This window comes from Cellulosimicrobium sp. SL-1 (assembly GCF_011033075.1).
GTDB classification, from domain to species: domain Bacteria; phylum Actinomycetota; class Actinomycetes; order Actinomycetales; family Cellulomonadaceae; genus Cellulosimicrobium; species Cellulosimicrobium funkei.
In genome coordinates, this window is the sequence record NZ_JAACJC010000013.1 from 106,159 (window position 1) to 126,877 (window position 20,719).

The following is a 20,719-nucleotide window of genomic DNA, read 5'->3' on the forward strand; positions in this document are numbered from 1 at the left end:
GCGCCCGAACTGCACGGTTCGGGCGTGGCGGAGGTCACGTCTCTCAGGTCCCGTTCAGGAAGCGCGGGCAGGGTGCGTCCCGTGATGCCGTCGTGACCGCCGACTCGCGCGCGCGTGCCGCGCGCCCCCTCTCCGTCGAGGCGCGGGCCGCTGCCCTGCCGTCGCGTCGGCGACCCGTGCGCCGTGCGCTGACGGGCGCCGTCGTGCTCGCCGCGACCCTCGGTCTCGCGGCGTGCGCCCAGGACTCCGGCGCCTCGACCGACGTCGTGGGGCAGGGCTTCGTCTCGGGCGACGGGTCGGTCCGCACGTGGGACGCCGACGAGCGCGGCGACGTCGTCGCGCTCACGGGCACGGACTACGAGGGCGAGCAGGTCGACACGAGCGCGTGGCTCGGGGACGTCGTCGTGCTCAACACCTGGTACGCGGCGTGCGCGCCGTGCCGGGCCGAGGCGCCCGACCTCGTGGCGCTCGCCAACGACCGCGCCGACGACGGCGTGCAGGTGCTCGGGATCAACACGACCGACGAGGCGGGCGCCGCCCAGGCGTTCCAGCGCCGGTTCGACGTCCCCTACCCGTCGATCGACGACCGGTCCGGCGAGGTCGTCGCGGCGCTCTCGGGCACCGTCCCGCTCCAGGCCGTGCCGTCCACCGTCGTGCTCGACCGCGAGGGCCGCGTCGCGGCGCGCGTCATCGGGCTCGTCGAGGGCTCGACGCTCACCGCCCTGGTCGACGACGTCCTCGCCGAGAGCTGACCGTGCCCGTCCTCACGCCCCTCGCCGCCGCGGTCCCCGCAGGCGCCGCGTCGAGCATCGGCGACACCTTCGCGACGACCGTGTGGAGCGGCTCGATGCTGCTCGCGGTGCCCGTCGCGGTCATCGCGGGCCTCGTCTCGTTCGCGTCCCCGTGCGTGCTGCCGCTGGTGCCGGGGTACGTCGGCTACGTCTCGGGCATGGCCGCCGCCACCACCGGCGACGGGGGCAAGGCGTCCGGGGGCACGACGACGGCCACCCGGGTCGCGGCACCGAGCCGGGGCCGCGTGCTCGCGGGCGTCGGGCTGTTCGTCGCCGGGTTCACGCTCGTGTTCGTGGCGCTCATGTTCGCCGCGGGCGCGATCGGCGTGCACCTGGTCCGCTGGGAGGACGTCATCACGCGCGTGCTCGGCGTGGTCGTCATCCTCATGGGCTTCGCGTTCCTCGGCGCGCTGCCCTTCCTCCAGCGCGAGCGGCGCCTGCACGTGAGCCCGCAGGCCGGGCTGTGGGGGGCGCCGCTGCTCGGCATCGTGTTCGGGCTCGGGTGGACCCCGTGCCTCGGCCCGACGCTCGTCGCCGTCCAGGCGCTGTCGCTCAGCGAGGCGTCGGCGGGGCGCGGCGCGATCCTCGGCGTCGCGTACTGCCTCGGGCTGGGCGTGCCCTTCCTCCTCATCGCGCTGGGGCTGCAGAGCTCGCAGCGCATGCTCGGGTTCCTGCGCCGGCACCGTCTCGCGATCATGCGGATCGGCGGCGGGCTGCTGGTGCTCATCGGTCTGGCGCTGGTCACGGGCCTGTGGACGACGTGGACGACGTCGCTGCAGGGCTGGATCGGCGGATACGTGACGGTGGTGTGAGATGAGCCGGCGGACCGGGGAGCCCGGGAACACCGAGAGGACCGAGAAGTCCGAGCAGGTCGAGCAGGCCGAGGAGGCCCGCACGACCGTGCGGACGGGCTACCGCCCCGAGGGCATCGACGACGCGTTCTCCGCGGGCGACGCCCCGGGGGACCGGACGCCGTCGGGCGGGAAGGGCGGCGCGGGAGGTGACGGCGGCCCGGCGCTCCCGTCGCTCGGGTGGCGCGGTGCGCTGCGCTGGACGTGGCGCCAGCTCACGAGCATGCGGGTCGCGCTCATGCTCCTCATGCTGCTCGCGGTCGCCGCGGTGCCCGGCTCGGTCCTGCCGCAGCGCCCGCAGGACCCGGCGGCGGTGCTGCGCTACCTCCAGGAGAACCCCACGACGGGGGAGTGGCTCGACCGTCTCGGCTTCTTCGACGTCTACGCGTCGGTGTGGTTCTCGGCGATCTACATCCTGCTGTTCGTCTCGCTCGTCGGGTGCATCCTGCCGCGCACCAAGGCGCACCTGCAGGCGCTCCGCTCCCGACCGCCCCGCACGCCCCGCCGCTTCGACCGGTTCCCCGCGCAGGGCCGGGCCGTCACGGACGCGACGCCCGACGAGGTCGTCGAGGCGGCGAGCACGCACCTGCGCGGACGCCTGTCCTGGCTCCCGACCTTCCGCGTCGACACCGGCGCCGAGGACGCGACGCCCGCCCGCGGACGCGCCGCCGCGCGGCCCGCCGCGCGGACGGTCTCCGCGGAGCGCGGGTACCTGCGCGAGAGCGGGAACCTGCTGTTCCACCTGTCGCTCGTCGGGCTGCTCGTCGCGGTCGCGACCGGCCAGCTCCTGCACTACCGCGGCCAGGCGATCGTCACCGAGGGCCGCGGGTTCGCGAACGCGGTCGTCGACTACGACACGTTCGAGAACGGGGCCTGGTTCCGCCCGTCGTCGCTCGTCCCGTTCTCCATGACGCTCGACGCGTTCGAGTCGGAGTTCGCGGCCGACGCCGCCGCGTTCGCCCAGTCGCGCGACTTCACGGCGTTCGTCACGGTGCGCGACCCCGACGGCGCCCGCCACGAGGAGACCATCAAGGTCAACCACCCGCTCACCGCGGGCGGCGCGAAGATCTACCTCCAGGGCAACGGGTTCGCGCCCGAGGTCACGGTGCGCGACGCCGACGGCGAGACCGCGTTCTCGGGCCGCGTGCCGTTCCTCCCGGAGGACACGATGTACACGTCGCGCGGCGTCATCAAGGTGCCCGACGTGTCGGACGGCCTCGACCAGATCGGGCTCGTCGGGTACTTCCTGCCGACGGCCGAGATCAGCGAGGACGGCGAGACGGCAGCCTCGATCTACCCGCAGCCCATCAACCCGCTCCTCGTGCTCGAGGTGTACCGGGGTGACCTGGGCCTCGACGAGGGCCTGCCCCAGAACGTCTACCGCCTCGACACCGACGACCTCACGCCGTCGGTCGACGAGGACGGCGAGCGCGTGAAGATCCTCGTCGCGCCCGGCGAGACCGTCGACCTCCCCGACGGGCTCGGCACCATCACGTTCGACTCCCTGCCGCGCTACGTGGCCCTCGACCTGCGGCACGACCCGTCGCTGACGTGGGTGCTCGTCTTCTCGCTCGGCGCCCTGCTGGGCCTCGCCGTCTCGCTCTTCACGCCCCGCCGCCGCGTCTGGGTGCGGGCGTGGCGCGAGGAGGTGCCCGGCACGGGCGACGACGACGCCCCGCGCGAGCGGACCGTCGTCGCCGTCGCAGGGCTCGCCCGGGGCGACGACGCCGGGCTGCAGGGCGAGGTCGACTCGCTTCTCGCCGCGCTCCCGGGCGTGGCACCATCGGACGAGGGCGACCTCACCTCGTCGCCGGGGCGTACCCCGGCGGACGGCACCCGCCCCACCGGGCGTCCCGCACAGGACCCGACCTCGCGCGACCGCGCACGAAAGGCTGACCGATGACCCTCGCCGAGCTGAGCCAGGACCTCGTCTGGGCCGCAGCGACCGCGCTGACCGTCGCGCTCGTCGCGTTCGCGATCGACCTCGCGCGCCTCGCGGGCCGCGCAGATCTCGAACGCGCCGACGCCCGGGCCGACGACGCGCGCGAGCGCACCGCGGACCGCGCCGAGGTGCTCGCCGCCGCGGGCGCCTCGTCGGCCTCCCCGTACGGGCCCGGCACGACGGGCGCCGTCGAGGCGGACCCGGCGGACGCCGCGTCGCCGTCGCGCAAGGCCGCGAACATCGGCGTCTCGCTGACGTGGCTCGGTACCGCGCTGCTGCTCGTCGCGATCGTCACGCGCGGCATCGCGGCCGGGCGCACCCCCTGGGCCAACATGTACGAGTTCACGCTCGTGGGCACGTTCGTCGCGCTCGCGGCGTTCCTCGCCGTCTCCCTCAAGCGCGACGTGCGCTTCCTGGGCTCGTTCGTCACGGGGCTGTCGGTCCTGTTCCTCGTGCTCGCCCAGAACGCGTTCTTCGTCGTCGCGACGGGCGTGCAGCCGGCGCTCCAGTCCTACTGGCTCGTCATCCACGTCGGGGTCGCGATCATCGCGACGGGCATCTTCACCGTCGCGTTCGTCACCTCGGTGCTCCAGCTGCTGCGCGACTCGCGCGACTCGGGCAACGCGTTCCTCGGGGCCCGCGGGTGGCGCTGGCTCGACTCCACGCCGGGCGCGCTCCAGCTCGAGGCGCTGAGCTTCCGGCTCAACGCGGTCGCGTTCGTGCTGTGGACGTTCACGATCATCGGCGGGGCGATCTGGGCCGAGCACGCGTGGGGACGCTACTGGGGCTGGGACCCCAAGGAGGTCTGGAGCTTCGTCGTCTGGATCGTCTACGCGGCCTACCTGCACGCGCGCACGACCCGCGGGTGGTCCGGACGTCGTGCGGCGTACTTCGTGATCGTCGGCTACGCGTGCGTGCTCTTCAACTTCACCGGCGTCAACCTGCTGTTCAACGGCAAGCACTCGTACTCGGGCCTCAACCCGGGCGACTGACCGACCGCCGCGCAGCACACCACGGCGCCGCACGACGAAGGGGGCCGCCGTCCGATCCGGACGGCGGCCCCCTTGTGTCATACCGAGGGCGGGGTGGCGCGAGCCTTCGTGGTGCTGCGGGCGGGGTGGTGCGAGGCGCGTGGTGTCGCGGACCCGGTGGTGCGAGCCTCGTCGTGGCGGGAGCCCTCAGGTCGCGCCAGGCGCCTCAGCGCGTCGCGTCGTCGCCGTCCTCCGAGGGGTTGCTCGCGCCGGGGCGGCGCGCGTCGCCGTCGTCGGTGCGCTCGTCCCCGGGCGTCGCGTCCGTGGCCGGAGCGTCGTCGGCGGGCGCCGGGGAGTCGTCGCGTGCCTGGCGGCGCTGCTGCTGCTCCAGCCGCCAGAGGAACTCCGGGTCGTCGTCGGGCGCGACGGGCGCGTTGCGACGACGCCGCGCGCCCCCGGCGGCCGAGCCGGGGCCGGGGCGGCCGGCGGGGCGGGAGCGCGCGCCGGACCGCGACGCCGAGCGCTTGACGAGGATCCACGCGATGGGGCCGAGGAGCGGCAGAAGGATGATGAGCACGACCCACAGCCCCTTGGGGATGCCGCCGCGCTCCTCCTCGTCGCTCGAGGCGAGGTCGACGAGCGCGTAGACGGCGAGACCGACGGCGAGCAGCGGGAGCAGGACGCGGAGCATGGCTCCAGCCTACGGGCCGTACCCTGGAGTCGTGCCTGTCGTCGTCTACTCCGTCCTGCGTCTGCTCCTCTTCGCGGTGGCGCTCGGCGCCCTCTGGTTCGCCGGCCTGCGCGGCTGGCTGCTCGTGCTCGTCGCGGCCGCCGTCGCGCTCATGCTGTCGTACCTGACGCTGAGCAAGCCCCGCGAGGCGGCCTCGCGCTACCTCGCCGCCCGTGCCGAGCACCGCGCCCGCACGGGCGAGCGGTTCTCCCGGGAGATCGAGGACGACGCGGCGGCCGAGGACGCGGCCGTCGACGGCGCCGCGGCTGCCGCCGGGTCCGCGGACCCCGCCGCGGTGGACAGGACGTCCAGCCCCCAGGCCGAGGCCGACGCGACCGGCCGCCCGGGCGCCTCCCCGGCGCGCTGACCGACCGGGGGCGCCGGAGCCGGCCCGGCCGGGCCCGCCCCCGCGCAGACCCCGCCGGGGCAGAGCCCGCCGACCCCGAGCGGGCCCGCGCTCAGAGCGCCAGCCCGACCCCCAGCAGGACGCCGTAGCCGAGCTCGAACAGGCCGGTGCCCGCGAGCACCGGGACGAGCAGCGGACCGCGCGCACCCGCGACCACCGGGACGGTGAGGAGCGCGGCGGGCAGCAGGAGCACGAGCGTGCCGAGCGCCCACGGCGACGCGAACGCGCACACCACCGCCAGCAGGAGCGGCACCCAGATCATCGCGACGTAGGCGCGGCGCGCCCGGAAGTCGCCGAGCCGCACCGCGAGCGTGCGCTTGCCCGCGACGACGTCGGTCGGGATGTCGCGGATGTTGTTGACCATGAGGATCGCGCACGCGAGCAGCCCGACGGCGACCGCGCCGACCGCGGACGGCCACGTGACCACCCCGGCCTGCGTGTACGTGGTGCCGAGCGTCGCGACGAGGCCGAAGAACACGAACACCCCGACCTCGCCGAGGCCGCGGTAGCCGTAGGGGTTGCGCCCGCCCGTGTAGTACCAGGCGGCGAGGATCGCGACGGCGCCGACCGCCAGGAGCCACCAGTGGCCCGTGACCGCGCAGAGGACGAGCCCCAGGACGCCCGCGACACCGAACGCGGCGAACGCCGCGGCGCGCACCTGCGCGGGCCGCGCGAGCCCGGACGCGGTGAGCCGCAGCGGGCCGACGCGGTCGAGGTCGGTGCCGCGCACGCCGTCCGAGTAGTCGTTGGCGTAGTTCACGCCGACCTGGAGCGCGAGCGCGACCCCGAGGGCGAGCAGCGCGGGCCAGAACGCGAACCCGTCCACCTGGGCCGCGGCGCCGGAACCCACGATGACGGGCGTCGCGGCGGCAGGGAGGGTGCGCGGGCGTGCGCCCGCGACCCACTGGGTGGTGCTGGCCATGGTGCTCCGTCTCGGTCGTGCGTCTCGGTCGTGCGTCTCGGGTCGTGCTGCTCGGTCGTGCCCGGGGTGGTCCGGCCGGCTCAGCCGGGCAGGGTGCGCCCGTGCCCGACGGCGATCCGGGCCACCGCGGCGCGGTCCACCTTGCCGGGCCCGCGCCGGGGGAGGTCCGGGACGACGAGCACGCGGCGGGGTGCGGCCGCCCGCTCCAGCCTATCCGCGACGCGGCCCCGCACGGCGGCGACGAGCTCGGGCGGGGCGCTCGTCACGCCCCCGGCGCCCGCCGTGCCCGCCGTGCCCGCCGTGCCCGACGCGGCACCGTCGTCGCGCTGCGCGCCCGCCAGCGTGACGACCGCGACGACCTCCTGGCCCCACTCGGGGTGCGGCACCCCGACGACGCACGCCTCCCCGACGCCCCCGACCTCGCCGACCACGGCCTCGACAGCCGCCGGGGCGACGTTCACGCCGCCCGAGACGATCACGTCGTCCGCGCGGCCGAGGACGGTGAGCACCGGCGCGTCCGCGGGGCCGTCGAGCCGCCCGAGGTCGCTCGTGCGGAACCAGCGCGTGCCGTCGTCGTCGGTGCGGAACGCGGCCGCGGTCCCGTCCGGCTCCCCGAGGTAGCCGTGCGCGAGGAACGGGCCGGAGAGCTCGACGACGCCCGCCCCCTCGCCCTCGGCGTCGCCCGCCGGGACCAGCCGGACGCGCGCGCCCGGGAGGGGGACGCCGTCGTACACGCAGCCGCCGCACGTCTCCGTCATGCCGTACGTGGTGACGACGCGCGCTCCCGCGGACCGCGCGCGGCGCAGCAGCGCGGGCGGTGTCGCGGCGCCGCCGAGGAGCACGGCGTCGAGCGAGCGGAGCGCGTCGAGGCCCGCGGCGCCGTCGGCGGACCCGGCGTCGGCCGCCTCGACGAGGCGGTGGAGCTGGGTCGGGACGAGCGAGACGTACCGCCGCTCGCCGCGCGGGGCGCGCGCGACGAGCGCCGCGAACCCGCCGGGGGTGAAGGGCTCGCCCGCGGGCGCGACCGTGAGGCCCCGCCCCGCGGCGTGGGCCCGCGCGACGACCTGCACCCCCGCGACGTGCGTCGGGGGCAGCGTGAGGAGCCAGTGCCCCGGGCCGCCCAGCCGCTCGTGCGTCGCGGCGCCCGACGCGCGCAGGGCGTCGGCGCCGAGCAGCACCTCCCGGGGCGCGCCCGTCGAGCCCGACGTGCGCAGCACGAGCGCGGTGCCCGCGGGCACGTCGCCCGAGGTCGGCCCGGAGCCCTGGGGGCGGGGGAGCAGCGGGACGGGCGCGACGGGCGGGCCGTCGCCGTCGAGCGCGGCCCCGACCGCCGCGACGAGGGCGTCCAGATCGGCGGGGACGACGGCGCGGTTCACCGGATCAGCCTAGGTCGGGTCGTACCGTGGCCGAGGACACAGGTCCGTCGTGGTGCCGGCACGGGCAGGGGCCCCGGGCCGTCGGGAGGTCGAGGGTGACGAGGACGGGACGAGGAGTCCGGGGGAGCGCGCTCGCCGCGGTCGTGGTGGCGGCGGTGGTCGCGCTCGCCGGGTGCGCGGGCGAGCCGACGGCGCCGAGCACCACGACGGTCGAGCCCGACGTGTCGGGCACCAAGGAGGTGCCCCCGACGCCGGACGTCCCCCTCGTGTGGCCGCTCACGGGCGTCGCGGCCGACGAGGTCGCGGACCGGCCGGCGCTCGCGGTGAAGATCGAGAACGCGCCCCAGGCGCGCCCGCAGACGGGGCTCGAGCAGGCCGACGTCGTGTGGGAGGAGGTCGTCGAGGGCGGCATCACGCGCTTCGTCGCCGTCTACCACTCGCAGGTGCCCGAGAGCGTGGGCCCCGTCCGCTCGGTGCGGCCCATGGACCCGGCGATCGTCGCGCCGCTGCACGGCGTCCTCGCGTACACCGGCGGGCAGCAGCCGTTCATCGACGCCTTGGGTGCCGCGGGCGTCCAGTCGGTCGTCATGGACGAGGGCGACGACGGCTTCACGACCACGCGCGCGCGGCGCGCCCCGCACAACGTGTACGGCAGCCCGGAGGCGTTCTGGGCCCAGGCCGACGGCGACCGCACGTCCCCGCCGCCCGCGCAGCTCGTGTTCGCCCGCGAGCCCGGGACGGCGACCGCGACGGTCGCGGGCGACGCGGCGACCCGGCTCGACGTGCGTCTCACGCACGCGAGCCGCGCGGTGTGGGAGTGGGACGGCGGCGAGGGCCGCTACGTGCGCAGCGAGGGCGACCGCCCGGCCGTCTCCGCGGACGAGGTGCGGCTGTCGGCGACGAACGTCGTGCTGCTCGCCGCGACGATGGTGGACACGCGGTTCAAGGACCCGGCGGGGGTGGCGGTCCCCGAGACCCAGCTCGTCGGGACGGGCAAGGGTGTCGTCGCGAGCGGCGGCAAGCAGGTCGCGGTGACGTGGTCCAAGGAGGGCGTCGAGGCCCCGCTCGTGCTCAGCGGCGCCGACGGGGCACCCGTCGAGCTCGAGCCGGGCACGTCGTGGATCGAGCTCGTGCCCACGGGGTCCGGGAGCTGGACGGTGGGCTGACCCTCCGCCGTCGGGCGGACGGCGTCCTCCCCACGGCGTACGTCCGCTCCGCCCCGAGGGGGACCGTCCGCCGCGCAGGTCGAGCCGCGGGGCCGACGCGCGGCAGGGGTCCCGGGCGGCACCGTGGAGTCATGGCAACCGTCGTCCCGCACCCCGTCCACCCGTCCCAGCCCCGCACCCCGTCGGAGGGCAACCCGCAGCGCCCGGCCCCCACCTCGCTGCCGCCGTCGTACGCGCCGCGCACGTCGCGCGACGACGAGCCGGGCGCCGCCCGATCGGCCGTCCCGGTCGTCGTCTCGGTCGGGCTCCTGTTCGGCCTCGCCGTCGCGGCGGCGTTCGTCGGCCGCGGCCTCCTCGAGATGCTGACGAGCCTCGTCGGCGGCTCCTGAGCCGCGGCCGTCAGAACGCGTAGCCGAAGCGTCCCCAGTCCGGGTCGCGCCGCTCGAGGAACGCGTCGCGCCCCTCGACGGCCTCGTCCGTCATGTACGCAAGCCGCGTCGCCTCGCCCGCGAAGACCTGCTGCCCCATGAGTCCGTCGTCCGCGAGGTTGAACGCGAACTTCAGCATCCGGATCGCCTGCGGCGACTTCGTCGCGATCACGCGCGCGTACTCGATCGCGAGCGCCTCCAGGTCCGCGTGGTCCGCGACCTCGTTGACCGCGCCCCACTCGAACGCGTCCTGCGCGGAGTACTCCCGCGCGAGGAAGAAGATCTCCCGCGCGCGCTTCTGGCCCACCTGCCGCGCGAGGTACGCCGAGCCGTAGCCCCCGTCGAACGACCCGACGTTCGCGTCGGTCTGCTTGAACCGCGCGTGCTCGCGGCTCGCGATCGACAGGTCCGCGACGACGTGCAGCGAGTGCCCGCCGCCCGCGGCCCAGCCGTTGACGACCGCGACCACGACCTTCGGCATCGTCCGGATGAGGCGCTGCACCTCGAGGATGTGCAGGCGCCCCGCGCGGCCCGGGTCGACGGCGTCGCGCGTGTGCACGTCCCCGCCGCCGTCGGGCGCGGTCGTGTACTGGTAGCCGGAGCGCCCGCGGATGCGCTGGTCGCCGCCCGAGCAGAACGCCCACCCGCCGTCCTTGGGCGAGGGCCCGTTGCCCGTGAGGAGCACGGTCCCGACGTCGGACGTCATGCGCGCGTGGTCGAGGACGCGGTACAGCTCGTCCACGGTGTGGGGCCGGAACGCGTTGCGCACCTCGGGCCGGTCGAACGCGACGCGGACCACGGGCAGGTCCCGCACGACGGCGCCGTCGGCGTCGCGCTCGACGCCGCGGTGGTAGGTGAGGTCGGTGAGCGCCTCGAAGCCGTCGACCTCGCGCCAGGCGCGGGGGTCGAACGTCTCGGAGACCTGGCGGGGGAGCGCGTGCTCCCGGCCGGCGGGGGCGCGGCTCGCGTCGTCGGGCACGGCGGGGGTGGGGTCGGTGCTGCTCACGCCCGCCACGGTAGCCGGTGGGCGAGCGGGCGGCGTGCGCGCGCCGGGGCGAGGCCGAGCACGAGCCCCGCTCCCACGACGAGCGTCCCGACGACCGACCGCGCGGTCGGCTCCTCGAACCCGAGCACGACCGACGCGACGAGCGCTGCCACGGGCAGCAGGCCCGCGAACAGCCCGGCGCGCGCGGGCCCGATCGTCGCGAGCCCGGAGTACCAGAGGAGGAACGCGACGGCCGTGACGACGACGGCGAGGTACGCGAGCGCGGCGAGCTCGGCGCCGTCGGGCACCGCGAGGAACGGGCTCCCCGACACCTGCTGCCGCACGAGCCCGAGCACGGCGAGCTGCGGCACGGCGAGGACGCACGCGTAGGCGGAGACGCGCAGCGCGCCGAGCGTCGGCAGGAGGGGGACGGCGAGGAGCGAGAAGCACACCTCGCACGCGAGCGCGCCGAGCGCGAGCGCGACGCCGACGGGGTCGCCCGCGCCGCCGCCCTCGACGACCACGACCCCGGCGGTCACCACGACGGCGGCCGCGAGGGTGCGGACCGCGAGCCGTCGGGCCCGCAGCGCGCCCGCGGCCGCGAGGACGACGGGCGAGGCGCCCACGACGGCCCCGACGAGCGACGGGTCGGCGCGGCCCGCGCTCTCGACGACGAGGACGCTGAAGCCGACGAGCCCCGTGGCAGCGAGCGCGGTCAGGCGCCCGAGCGCGCGGGGCGAGGGGAGCACCCAGGGGACCCGGCGCACGGCGAGGACGGCGAGCAGGACGAGCGCGGCGACGGCGTAGCGCGCGGCCTGGCCGCCCAGCACCGGGAACCCGGCGAGGGCCGCGGACGCGACGAACGACGAGCCGACGATCGCCATGCCCGCGGCGCAGCGCAGGTCGCCGGTCCGCAGGCTGCCGGGACGCTCGGGTGCGGGTGTCATGCCTCGACGGTAGGAGCATCGTGGACCAGGGTGCAGGGCCAGGTCGTGCCTGGTTCACTGGGCCAGATGACGACCCGGCTCGCGCCCGAGGCCCTGCTGCTCGTGCTCGGCCCGCGCCCCGCGCGCGACGTCGGCCGCTGGCTCCAGGACGGCCTGCGCGCGGCCGTCGTCGAGGGACGGGTCGCGGCGGGCACGGTCCTGCCGTCGGGCCGGGACGCGGCCGTCGCGCTCGGGCTCTCGCGCGGCACGGTGACGACGGCGGTCGACGTGCTCGTCGGCGAGGGGCTGCTCGTTTCCCGGCCGCGGTCGGGCGTCGTCGTCGCGTCGCTCCCCGCGGCGCCGTCCCCCCGGGGGGCGCCGCCCGCACGGAGCCCGGGGACCGGGAGCACCCGGCACGGCACGGCGGGCCCCCGGCCCGTGAGCGTCGGGACCCCGGACCCGGCGCTGTTCCCCCGGGCGGCCTGGGCGCGCGCGGTCCGCGACGGCGTCCGCGGGCTCGTGGACGCCGACCTCGGCTACCCGGACCCCCAGGGGCTGCCCGCGCTGCGCGAGGCGCTCGCGGAGCACCTGCGCCGCAGCCGTGGCGCGCACGTGACCGCGCACGACGTCGTCGTGGTGAGCGGCGTCGCCCAGGCGCTCGCGCTGCTCGCGCGGCTGCTCGCCGCGGGCCGGGTGGCGCCCGCGCCGGGGTCAGGGCCAGGGGCAGGGGCAGGGACAGAGCCCGTCACGGTCGCCGTCGAGGACCCGTCGTCGCGGGGCGCGCTCGAGCTCCTGCGCGACGCGGGGACCCGGCCCGCGGGCGTGCCCGTCGACGCCGACGGGCTCCGGACCGACCTGCTCCCCGAGGACGCGCGCGCCGCGCTCGTGACGCCCGCGCACCAGTTCCCGCTCGGCGTCGTGCTCGCCCCGGCGCGCCGTCGTGCGCTGCTCGCGTGGGCCGCCGCGGGGGACCGCCTCGTGCTCGAGGACGACTACGACGCCGAGCTGCGCTACGACCGCCGGCCCGTCGCGTCGGTGCAGCCCCTGGACCCCGAGCGGGTCGTGCTCCTCGGGTCCGTCTCCAAGCTCCTGTCGCCCGCGCTGCGGCTCGGCTGGGTCGTCGCGCCGCCGCACGTCGTCGGGCCGCTCGTCGAGGCCAAGCGCCACGCCGACCTCGGCACGTCCGTCCCCGAGCAGGCGGCGCTCGCGGCGCTCCTCGGCTCGGGCGCGTACCAGCGGCACCTGCGCCGGGCCCGGGTCGTCTACCAGCGGCGGCGCCGCGCGCTGCTCGCCGTGCTCGGCGAGGCCCTGCCCGGCGTCACGGTCGGGGGCGTCGCGGCGGGTCTCCACCTCGTCGTCCCGCTCCCCGGCCCGGCGGCCGAGGACGTGGCGGTCGACGGGCTGCGCGCGGCCGGCGTCCCCGTCGAGCCCCTGAGCGGGACGAGCGTCGAGCGCGTCGAGCACGGCGTGGTCGTCGGCACGGCGCGCGTGCGCGAGCCCGACGTCGCGCGGGTCGTCGACGCGCTGCGGGCGGCGGGCGCGGGACGCCCGCCGGCCTGACGAGCGCGCGGCCGGTGCCCTACGGTGTGCGGGTGGGGACGACGCCGACCGAGACCGCCGACCGACGACCCGGACCGCGGCGCCAGGCGCGCGGTGTCGCGCGCCGGGACGCGATCGTCCGCGCCGCCGCGGACCTCATCCTGCAGGACGGCCCCGCGGCGGTAACCCACCGCGCCGTCGCGACGCGCGCCGACGTCCCGCTCGCCGCCACCACCTACTACTTCACCGGCCTCGACGACCTCATGGGCGCGGCCGGCGAGCTCATCGTCACCGGGTGGGCGGAGCACGCGCACGGCGCCGCGGAGCGCGCGGCGCGCGGCGGGGACCGGGCCCGGGAGGACGCGCGCGTCCTCGTCGACGCCGTCCTGCCGCCCGGCGGGGAGAGCGAGCTGCGGGGCTTCTACGAGCACCTCGTCGGCGCGGGCCGCTACCCGGCGCTCGCCCGGGCCTACGGGAAGGGCCGGCAGGGGCTGGACGACGCCGTCGCGCAGCTCCTCGCCGTGCGGGGCCTCGGCCACGTCGCGGCGTCGCTCCTCGTCGCGGTCGTCGACGGCGCCGCCGTGAGCGCGCTGAGCGAGGGCCGTGACGCGCGCGCGCTCGCGGTCCGCCTCGTCGGCGAGCTCGTGGCACCCGGACCGCGCTGAGTCCGCGCCGCCGCCGGGTAGCCTCGCGGCCCATGACCCGACGCCCGTCCACCGCCCGACCCGCCCTGCGCGACCGCCTCGTCCCCGAGACCACCCGGACCCTCGTCTCGACCGTCGTCGCGCTCGTGACCGGTCCGGTCGTCGTGCTCCTCGCGGAGGGCCCGCTCGGCCTCGACGACCGGACCGTCCCCGTGGCGGCGGGCCTCCTCGTGTGGGTCGTGCTCGCCGGGCTCTCCTGCACGCTGACGTGCGTCGCGTTCGCCGGGCGCCGCGGCCCCGAGCTCGAGCGGGCCCTGCTGCGCGCGCACCCCGACGGGCGCGGCCGCGTCCGCACGCTGCTCCTCGGCGGCGGGTCGACGGCGTGGTCCGTCCAGTTCGCGGTCATGGCGCTGCTCGTCGGGTTCGCGCTCGCGCAGGGCGTCGCGTGGGCCGCGGCTCCCGCGCTGACCGTGCTCGGCGTCGCGGTCATCGTCGTGTCGTGGGTCGCGGTGCTCGTGTCCCACTCCGTGCACTACGCTCGCCGCGACCTCGCGGCCGGCGACGGCCTCGGGTTCGCGTTCCCCGGCGAGGGACCGCGCGCCTACGCCGACTACGTGTACCTGGCCGCGGGCGTGAGCACGACCTTCTCGACCGCCGACGTCACGGTGCTCGACTCCGTCACGCGCCGGATGGTCACGACCCACGCCGTCGTCGCGTTCGCGTTCAACGCGGTGATCGTCGCGCTCGTCGTCGTGGTGCTCGTCAACGCGTGAGCGTCGTGCCCGTGCCCGTGCCCGTGCCCGTGCCCGTGCGCCGCGCACGTGCCCGGGCCGCGGGCCGACGACGACGCGTGGCATAGCCTGGGCGCGTGCCCGACTCCCGCGCCGTCGTCTACCGCACCCGACTCACCACCCGGTTCCGCGGGCTTGACGCGCGCGACGGCGTCCTCCTGCGCGGAGACGCCGGCTGGGGCGAGTTCTCGCCCTTCTGGGACTACGACGACGCCGAGTCCGCCTCCTGGCTGCGCGCCGCGCACGAGGCGGCCGACGACGGCTGGCCCGCCCCCGTCCGCGACCGGGTCCCCGTGAACGTGACCGTCCCGGCGGTCGGGCCCGACCGCGCCCGGGAGCTCGTCGCCGCGTCCGGCGGGTGCCGCACCGCCAAGGTCAAGGTCGCGCAGCGTGGGCCCGACGGCACGCTCGAAGCCCTCGACGCCGAGGTCGCGCGCCTCGAGGCCGTGCGCGACGCGCTCGGACCGGGCGGTCGGGTGCGCGTCGACGCGAACGGCGCCTGGGACCCCGAGGAGGCGCTGCGCCGCCTCCCGCACCTCGACCGCGCGGCGGGGGGGCTCGAGTACGTCGAGCAGCCGTGCCCCGACGTGGCCGGTCTCGCGGCCGTGCGGCGCGGCCAGCGCGGCGACACCGCCGTGCCCGTCGCCGCCGACGAGTCGATCCGGCGCGCCGAGGACCCGCTCGCCGTCGTGCGCGCGGACGCGGCCGACGTCGTGGTGCTCAAGGTGCAGCCGCTCGGCGGCGTGCGCGCGTGCCTCGACCTCGCCGAGCAGGTGCGGCTGCCCGTCGTCGTGTCGTCGGCGCTCGAGTCGTCGGTCGGCATCGCCGCGGGCGTCGCGCTCGCCGCCGCGCTCCCCGCGCTGCCGTACGCGTGCGGCCTCGCGACCGTGAACCTGTTCGCCGCCGACGTCGTGCCCGCGCCGCTCGTGCCCGCCGACGGGGCCCTGCTCGTGACGCGTCCCGCACCGAGCGCGGAGGCGCTCGCCGCGACCGCGCCCGACCCGGAGACCGACCGACGGTGGCGCGCGCGGCTTGAGCGCGTCGCCGGCCTCGTGGCCACCGGGGGTGCGCGATGAGCGCCGCCCTCGACCCGCTGCTCGACGGCCTGGACGCGCAGCCGCCCGCGGTGCGCAGCGCGTTCGCGCTCGTGCACCGCCTCGCGCTCGAGGGCGTCGCGGACGTCGTGCTCGCCCCCGGCTCGCGCAGCGCGCCGCTCGCGTACGCGCTCGCGGCGGCGGCCGACCTCGGCCACCTCACGCTGCACGTGCGCGTCGACGAGCGCGCGGCCGGGTTCCTCGCCGTCGGGCTCTCGCGCGGCGCGGGCCCGCTCGTGCGCGGCGGCGTCGCGCTGCCCCGGGCCGTCGCGGTCGTCACGACGTCGGGGACGGCCGTCGCGAACCTGCACCCCGCGGTCCTCGAGGCGCACCACACGGGCGTCCCGCTCGTGCTCCTCACCGCCGACCGGCCGCACGAGCTGCGCGGCACGGGCGCGAACCAGACGACCCACCAGGCCGGGATCTTCGGCCCCGCGACGCGGTTCGCGGCGGACGTCCCGGCACCCGACGGACGCCCGGGCGAGGTCCGTGACCTCCTCGCCGTCGCGGCGCGCGCGCTCGCCGAGGCCGTGGGCGCGCGCTCGGGGCACCCCGGCCCGGTGCACCTCGACCTCGCGTACCGCGAGCCGCTCGTGCCCGTCGGCCTGCCCGACACTCCTCCCGACGTCGCGCTCGGTGGGCCCACCGCGCCCACCGCGCCCGACCCGGACCTTCCCGGTGTCCGCTCGGTCGTCGTCGTGCCGGCCGCCCCCGCGGCCGTGCCGACAGGCGTCGCGCCGGGCGACGTCACGGAGCCGCTCGGAACCCCCGTCGGCCCCATCGAGATGCCGGTCCCCGGCGAGCGGACGGTCGTCGTCGCGGGCGACGGCGCGGGCCCCGTCGCGCGCGATCTCGCCGAGGCGCGCGGCTGGCCGCTGCTCGCCGAGCCGTCGTCCGGGGCGGCGGGCGGCCGGCACCTCGTCGTCGGGCACCCGCTCGTGCTCGGGGTCGACGCGCTCGTGGACGACGTGGAGCACGTCGTCGTGCTGGGGCGGCCGACGCTCTCGCGGCCGGTGCAGCGGCTGCTCGGGCGCGGGGACGTCGCGGTGACCGTCGTGGCACCGGGCTCGCGCCCCTGGCCCGACGCCGCGCGCAACGCCTCGACGGTGCTCCCCGTGGTGCCCGCGGGGTGGCTCGAGCCCGCGCCCGCCACGGGCTGGGCCGAGCGCTGGGGAACGGCGTCGGCCGCGGCGGCGGCCGTCATCAAGGCGGCGACCGACGGGGCCCGGACGGACGGCCCGAGCGTCGCGCGCGCGGTCGCCGCGGCGGGTGCCCCGGACGACCTGCTCGTGGTCGGCTCGTCGAGCCCGGTGCGCGACCTGGGCCTCGTGCTCGGCCTCGACGGGCACGGCCCGCGCGTGCTCGCCAACCGCGGCCTCGCGGGCATCGACGGCACCGTGTCGACGGCGCTCGGCGCGGCCCTCGCGACGGGTCGTGGCCACCGGCGCACCCGCGCGCTGCTCGGCGACCTCACCTTCCTCCACGACGTCGGCGGGCTGCTGCGCGGACCCGACGAGCCGCACGCGGACCTCCAGCTCGTCGTCGTGAACGACGACGGCGGCGCGATCTTCGCGGGGCTCGAGCCCGGGGCGCTGGGGGAGTCGTCCGAGGGCGCGCACCGCACGTTCGAGCGCGTCTTCGCGACGCCGCACGGCGCGCACCTCGCGCCGCTGTGCGCCGGGTACGGGGTGGACCACCAGCTCGTCCAGGACGTCCCCTCGTTGCGGCACGCGCTCGCGGCGCCGAGCCACGGCGTGCAGGTCCTCGAGGTGCGTATCGGGCGCGCGGACCGCCGTCGCGAGGGCCTGGTCCTGGCGGACGACGTCCGGGCGGCGGTGCGCGCGGGGCTGTCCTCGGGCGGCTAGGGGCGCGGAAAAACTCGCAGCGGACTCCCAGGTTCGTTCAAGCGTCGTTCAAGCGCGGCGGTGTGAAGTAGTGGGCAGAAGAAGGAGGCCCACCATGACGAACACCCCGGGCACCGAGCCCACCCCCGTCCCGACGCCCGACGCCACGCAGCCGCTGCCGGCCGCGACCGCGGGCGAGCAGGCACCGGCCCAGCCGTCGGCGCACCCGACCGGCCACCCGACGCAGCCGCTCCCGCCGCACCCCGTGCAGCACCTCACGACGCCGCAGCCCGCCCCGACGGGCCACGCCACCGCACCCGCGGGGCACACGCCCGCCACGCCGCCGGCGAACCCGTACGCGCGACCCGCGCAGGGCGCGCCCGGCGCGCACACGCCGTCCGGCAGCTTCGGCCCGCCGCCCGCACCGCCGGCCCCGGCCACCGCCGGGGAGAGCGGCGCCCCGCAGCGCCGCCGCACCTGGGTGCCGGTCGTCAGCGCCGCGGCCGCCGCGGCGCTCCTCGCGAGCGTCGGCACCGCCGGCCTCACCGGCGCGTTCGGCGCCGACCAGGACTCCGCGTCGCTCGCCGACGTCGGCCAGCAGCACGAGACGTCGGCCGCGCCCGTCGCCGACTCGTCGTCGCAGAACCCCGACTGGGAGGCCGTGACCAAGGCCGTCGCGCCGTCGGTCGTGGCGATCCAGGTCCAGACCCCGCAGGGCGGGGCCGAGGGCTCCGGCGTCATCATCGACGACAAGGGCCACGTGGTGACGAACAACCACGTGGTGTCCGGCGCCGAGAACGACACGGTCCAGGTCACGCTCAGCGACGGCCGCCTGTTCGACGCGAAGATCGTCGGGCTCGACCCGGCGACGGACCTCGCCGTCGTGCAGCTCGTCGACGCCCCCGACGACCTCCAGCCCGCGACGCTCGGCGACTCCGACGACGTGACCGTCGGCGAGTCGGTCCTCGCGGTCGGCAACCCGCTCGGCCTCGCGAACACGGCCACGACCGGCATCGTGTCGGCCGTCGACCGCCCGGTGTCCGCGTCCGGCGAGGGCGGCGGCACGTCCGTCGTCACGAACGCGATCCAGATCGACGCCGCGATCAACCCGGGCAACTCCGGCGGCCCGCTGTTCGACGCGCAGGGCCGTGTCATCGGCATCACGTCGTCGATCGCGACGCTGTCGAGCGGCGGTGGCCAGTCCGGCTCGATCGGCCTCGGGTTCGCCATCCCGGTGAACCTCGCCAAGACGATCGGTCAGCAGCTCGTCGACAACGGGACCGCGGAGCACGCGTTCCTCGGCGTGACGCTCGCCGACGCGACCGCGACGGCCGACGGCGTGACGCGCCGCGGCGCCGAGGTCCAGGAGGTCACCGACGGCTCGCCGGCCGCCGACGCGGGCATCCGCTCGGGCGACGTCATCGTCGCCATCGACGGCCACCCGGTCGGCGGGGCGGAGTCGCTCACGGCGTTCGTGCGCGAGCGGGCCGCGGGCGCCGAGTCGAAGCTCACCGTCGTCCGCGACGGCAAGACGCTCGAGCTCGACGTCACCCTCGCGACGCGCCCGGCGGACGACGAGACCACCGGCCAGGGGTCGCAGGGCGGCCAGGGGCAGACGCCGGGCCAGGACGGCCAGGGGCAGCTCCCCGGCCAGGGTGACCAGGGCGGCCAGCAGGGCGACCAGGGTCAGCAGGGCGACCCGACCGACCCGGGCAACGTCCCGAACCCGTTCGACTGGTTCTTCGGCGGCCAGGGCTGACCCGGCGCCGCACCCCGTCCCGCCACCACCTCTGACCGTGGCGGGACGGTGGGCCGTCGGGGGACGTCCCCGCCCCGACGGCCCACCGCAACGAGCGGCCGGCACGGATCTCCGTGCCGGCCGCTCGTCGTCGTCCGGGGGGTCTCGCGGCGCGGGTCTGCGGTGCGTCAGGCGCCGAGCGCGTAGCGCATCGGCTCGAGCTTCGCCTCGGACTCGGCGACCTCGGCCGCCGGGTCGGACGCCGCGACGATGCCGCACCCGGCGAAGAGCCGCACGGAGCGCGGGTCGGTGCCCGACAGCTCGGCCGAGCGCAGCGCGATGCCCCACTCGCCGTCGCCGTCGGCGCCCAGCCACCCGACCGGGCCGGCGTACCGTCCGCGGTCCATGCCCTCGATCTCGCGGATGAGGTCGCGCGCGACGACCGTCGGCGTGCCGCACACCGCCGCGGAGGGGTGCAGCGCCGCCGCGAGCGCCAGGCTCGTCGGCCCGGCCGCGGCGCCGCCCGACGTCCCGGGCGCGCTCGCGCCGCGCGCGAGGACGGCCGTCACGTCGGACGCGAGGTGCATGACGTTCGGCAGGTGCAGCACGAACGGGGAGTCGGGGACGTTCATCGACGAGCAGAACGGGGCGAGCGCCTGCGCCACGGACCGGACGGCGTACTCGTGCTCCTCCAGGTCCTTCGACGACCGGGCGAGCTGCGCGGCCCGCAGGAGCGCCTCGTCGTCGGACAGGCCGCCGCGCCGGATCGTGCCGGCGAGCACGCGGGACGTCACGAGGCCCTTCTCGCTGCGGACGAGCAGCTCGGGGGTCGCGCCGACGAGCCCGTCGACCGAGAACGTCCAGCACGCCTCGTAGGCGGAGGCGAGGCGCGCGAGCAGCCAGCGCGGGTCCACGGGCTCGCTCGTGTGGGCGACGACGTCGCGCGCGAGCACCACCTTCTCCAGCGCGCCCGAGCGGATGCGCTCGACGCCCTCCGCGACGACGGCGGCCCAGTCGTCGGCGCCGAGCGCGCCGTCGTGCCAGGCCACCTCGCCCGGCGCGCGCACGGGCTCGCGCGGCGTGCGGCGCAGGGCGTCCGTGGGGGAGGAGGACAGGGAGCCGGCGGTGTCGACCGTCGTGAGCCACGCGTGGCCGTCACGTCGCCCGACGACGACGCGCGGCACGACGAGGACCCCGCCGGCCCGCACCGGGTCGTGCGCGTCGTCGCCCGGCGCGGAGTCGTCGAACGCGAACGAGCCGAACGCGACGGGGCCCGTGCCGGGCAGGCCCACCTCGTCGCGCACGACCGCGCGCGCGAGCGTCTCGTGCCACGCGGCCTCGGCGTCGGCGAACCGGCCGGGGCCCCACGTCTCGAGCCGCAGAGCCTCGCCCCAGCCGACGATCCCGTCGCCGCGGCGCACCCACGCGAGGGGCCGCGTGTCCGGCAGGAGGTCGACGAGGGCGTCGAGACCGCCGGGCAGGTCGGGGATCCGGGTGGTCCTCACGACCAGCGGGTGGGGCTGTGCGGCCGTGGCCGACGGTTCTGCGCTCATCGCCTCCCAGCGTAAGCCGCGG

Annotated in this window: 19 protein-coding genes; 13 read left to right on the forward strand and 6 right to left on the reverse strand. The window is 77.3% G+C overall.

Features of this window, described 5'->3' with window-relative positions; translation table 11 throughout:
* Nucleotides 1-176 precede the first annotated feature (176 nt).
* The 4 genes from GWJ10_RS18605 to ccsB all read left to right on the forward strand — a co-directional run bounded on the left by GWJ10_RS18605 (nt 177) and on the right by ccsB (nt 4,576).
* The gene (locus tag GWJ10_RS18605) at nt 177-752 is read left to right on the forward strand and encodes a TlpA disulfide reductase family protein (protein ID WP_061269150.1); all 576 of its coding nucleotides are present in this window, start codon (nt 177-179) and stop codon (nt 750-752) included.
* Nucleotides 753-847: 95 nt separating this feature from the next.
* A complete protein-coding gene (locus GWJ10_RS18610) occupies nt 848-1,603 on the forward strand; it encodes a cytochrome c biogenesis protein CcdA (protein WP_163188887.1) in 756 nt (251 codons plus the stop codon).
* 1 nt (nt 1,604) lies between these two features.
* Nucleotides 1,605-3,545: a cytochrome c biogenesis protein ResB gene (locus GWJ10_RS18615; protein WP_163188868.1), complete on the forward strand. Its 1,941-nt coding sequence runs from the start codon at nt 1,605-1,607 to the stop codon at nt 3,543-3,545.
* Entirely contained in the window at nt 3,542-4,576 is a 1,035-nt protein-coding gene (ccsB, locus tag GWJ10_RS18620; protein WP_061269144.1) for a c-type cytochrome biogenesis protein CcsB, read from the forward strand. Before GWJ10_RS18615 ends, ccsB begins: the two co-directional genes overlap by 4 nt.
* Nucleotides 4,577-4,781: 205 nt before the next feature.
* Here the strand turns inward: ccsB and GWJ10_RS18625 are convergent, their stop codons facing one another.
* Complete coding sequence (locus GWJ10_RS18625) at nt 4,782-5,246, reverse strand: PLDc N-terminal domain-containing protein (protein WP_163188869.1); 465 nt, start codon at nt 5,244-5,246, stop codon at nt 4,782-4,784.
* A gap of 31 nt (nt 5,247-5,277) precedes the next feature.
* Between GWJ10_RS18625 and GWJ10_RS18630 the strand changes: the two genes are divergently transcribed.
* A complete protein-coding gene (locus GWJ10_RS18630; protein WP_206158445.1) occupies nt 5,278-5,652 on the forward strand; it encodes a DUF4229 domain-containing protein in 375 nt (124 codons plus the stop codon).
* A gap of 91 nt (nt 5,653-5,743) precedes the next feature.
* On the opposite strand, the gene GWJ10_RS18635 is transcribed toward GWJ10_RS18630, so the two are convergent.
* Nucleotides 5,744-6,613 carry a 1,4-dihydroxy-2-naphthoate polyprenyltransferase gene (locus GWJ10_RS18635; protein WP_043660717.1) on the reverse strand — a complete coding sequence of 290 codons (870 nt, stop codon included), beginning with the start codon at nt 6,611-6,613 and terminating at the stop codon, nt 5,744-5,746.
* Between the two features lie 80 nt (nt 6,614-6,693).
* Nucleotides 6,694-7,989: an AMP-binding protein gene (locus tag GWJ10_RS18640; RefSeq protein WP_163188871.1), complete on the reverse strand. Its 1,296-nt coding sequence runs from the start codon at nt 7,987-7,989 to the stop codon at nt 6,694-6,696.
* Nucleotides 7,990-8,084: 95 nt separating this feature from the next.
* Here GWJ10_RS18640 and GWJ10_RS18645 point away from each other — a divergent pair, with 95 nt between their 5' ends.
* Nucleotides 8,085-9,155, forward strand: a complete 1,071-nt coding sequence (locus tag GWJ10_RS18645; protein ID WP_076403219.1) for a DUF3048 domain-containing protein — start codon at nt 8,085-8,087, stop codon at nt 9,153-9,155.
* Nucleotides 9,156-9,286: 131 nt separating this feature from the next.
* Nucleotides 9,287-9,544: a hypothetical protein gene (locus GWJ10_RS18650; protein ID WP_076403217.1), complete on the forward strand. Its 258-nt coding sequence runs from the start codon at nt 9,287-9,289 to the stop codon at nt 9,542-9,544.
* Nucleotides 9,545-9,554: 10 nt separating this feature from the next.
* Here the strand turns inward: GWJ10_RS18650 and GWJ10_RS18655 are convergent, their stop codons facing one another.
* Together GWJ10_RS18655 and GWJ10_RS18660 are read right to left on the reverse strand one after the other, a co-directional pair.
* Nucleotides 9,555-10,562 (reverse strand): 1,4-dihydroxy-2-naphthoyl-CoA synthase, encoded by a 1,008-nt coding sequence (locus tag GWJ10_RS18655; RefSeq protein ID WP_061269147.1) that lies wholly within the window; start codon nt 10,560-10,562, stop codon nt 9,555-9,557.
* A gap of 23 nt (nt 10,563-10,585) precedes the next feature.
* Nucleotides 10,586-11,515: a DMT family transporter gene (locus GWJ10_RS18660; protein WP_082774789.1), complete on the reverse strand. Its 930-nt coding sequence runs from the start codon at nt 11,513-11,515 to the stop codon at nt 10,586-10,588.
* A 66-nt stretch (nt 11,516-11,581) separates the two neighbouring features.
* On the opposite strand from GWJ10_RS18660, the gene GWJ10_RS18665 reads away from it, so the two are divergent.
* From GWJ10_RS18665 to GWJ10_RS18690, 6 genes are all read left to right on the forward strand, one after another.
* The gene (locus GWJ10_RS18665) at nt 11,582-13,054 is read left to right on the forward strand and encodes a PLP-dependent aminotransferase family protein (protein WP_163188872.1); all 1,473 of its coding nucleotides are present in this window, start codon (nt 11,582-11,584) and stop codon (nt 13,052-13,054) included.
* A 32-nt stretch (nt 13,055-13,086) separates the two neighbouring features.
* On the forward strand, nt 13,087-13,698 hold the full coding sequence (locus GWJ10_RS18670; protein WP_061269140.1) for a TetR family transcriptional regulator: 612 nt from the start codon (nt 13,087-13,089) through the stop codon (nt 13,696-13,698).
* A 32-nt stretch (nt 13,699-13,730) separates the two neighbouring features.
* A complete protein-coding gene (locus tag GWJ10_RS18675) occupies nt 13,731-14,450 on the forward strand; it encodes a DUF1345 domain-containing protein (protein WP_163188873.1) in 720 nt (239 codons plus the stop codon).
* Between the two features lie 95 nt (nt 14,451-14,545).
* Nucleotides 14,546-15,544: an o-succinylbenzoate synthase gene (locus GWJ10_RS18680; RefSeq protein WP_163188874.1), complete on the forward strand. Its 999-nt coding sequence runs from the start codon at nt 14,546-14,548 to the stop codon at nt 15,542-15,544.
* Entirely contained in the window at nt 15,541-17,427 is a 1,887-nt protein-coding gene (gene menD / locus GWJ10_RS18685) for a 2-succinyl-5-enolpyruvyl-6-hydroxy-3-cyclohexene-1-carboxylic-acid synthase (protein WP_163188875.1), read from the forward strand. The genes GWJ10_RS18680 and menD overlap by 4 nt, the downstream gene beginning before the upstream one ends.
* A 94-nt stretch (nt 17,428-17,521) precedes the next feature.
* Nucleotides 17,522-19,165, forward strand: a complete 1,644-nt coding sequence (locus GWJ10_RS18690) for a trypsin-like peptidase domain-containing protein (RefSeq protein WP_163188876.1) — start codon at nt 17,522-17,524, stop codon at nt 19,163-19,165.
* A gap of 167 nt (nt 19,166-19,332) precedes the next feature.
* Here the strand turns inward: GWJ10_RS18690 and GWJ10_RS18695 are convergent, their stop codons facing one another.
* Nucleotides 19,333-20,697 carry an isochorismate synthase gene (locus GWJ10_RS18695; RefSeq protein ID WP_061269253.1) on the reverse strand — a complete coding sequence of 455 codons (1,365 nt, stop codon included), beginning with the start codon at nt 20,695-20,697 and terminating at the stop codon, nt 19,333-19,335.
* Nucleotides 20,698-20,719: the final 22 nt, after the last annotated feature.

Excerpts from the sequence above, each read along its gene's own strand:
- GWJ10_RS18610 (WP_163188887.1), top strand. The coding sequence starts at position 848 with ATGCTGCTCGCGGTGCCCGTCGCGGTCATCGCGGGCCTCGTCTCGTTC.
- GWJ10_RS18615 (WP_163188868.1), top strand. The coding sequence starts at position 1,605 with ATGAGCCGGCGGACCGGGGAGCCCGGGAACACCGAGAGGACCGAGAAG.
- ccsB (WP_061269144.1), top strand. The coding sequence starts at position 3,542 with ATGACCCTCGCCGAGCTGAGCCAGGACCTCGTCTGGGCCGCAGCGACC.
- GWJ10_RS18625 (WP_163188869.1), bottom strand. The coding sequence starts at position 5,246 with ATGCTCCGCGTCCTGCTCCCGCTGCTCGCCGTCGGTCTCGCCGTCTAC.
- GWJ10_RS18635 (WP_043660717.1), bottom strand. The coding sequence starts at position 6,613 with ATGGCCAGCACCACCCAGTGGGTCGCGGGCGCACGCCCGCGCACCCTC.
- GWJ10_RS18650 (WP_076403217.1), top strand. The coding sequence starts at position 9,287 with ATGGCAACCGTCGTCCCGCACCCCGTCCACCCGTCCCAGCCCCGCACC.
- GWJ10_RS18660 (WP_082774789.1), bottom strand. The coding sequence starts at position 11,515 with ATGACACCCGCACCCGAGCGTCCCGGCAGCCTGCGGACCGGCGACCTG.
- GWJ10_RS18665 (WP_163188872.1), top strand. The coding sequence starts at position 11,582 with ATGACGACCCGGCTCGCGCCCGAGGCCCTGCTGCTCGTGCTCGGCCCG.
- GWJ10_RS18675 (WP_163188873.1), top strand. The coding sequence starts at position 13,731 with ATGACCCGACGCCCGTCCACCGCCCGACCCGCCCTGCGCGACCGCCTC.
- menD (WP_163188875.1), top strand. The coding sequence starts at position 15,541 with ATGAGCGCCGCCCTCGACCCGCTGCTCGACGGCCTGGACGCGCAGCCG.
- GWJ10_RS18690 (WP_163188876.1), top strand. The coding sequence starts at position 17,522 with ATGACGAACACCCCGGGCACCGAGCCCACCCCCGTCCCGACGCCCGAC.
- GWJ10_RS18695 (WP_061269253.1), bottom strand. The coding sequence starts at position 20,697 with ATGAGCGCAGAACCGTCGGCCACGGCCGCACAGCCCCACCCGCTGGTC.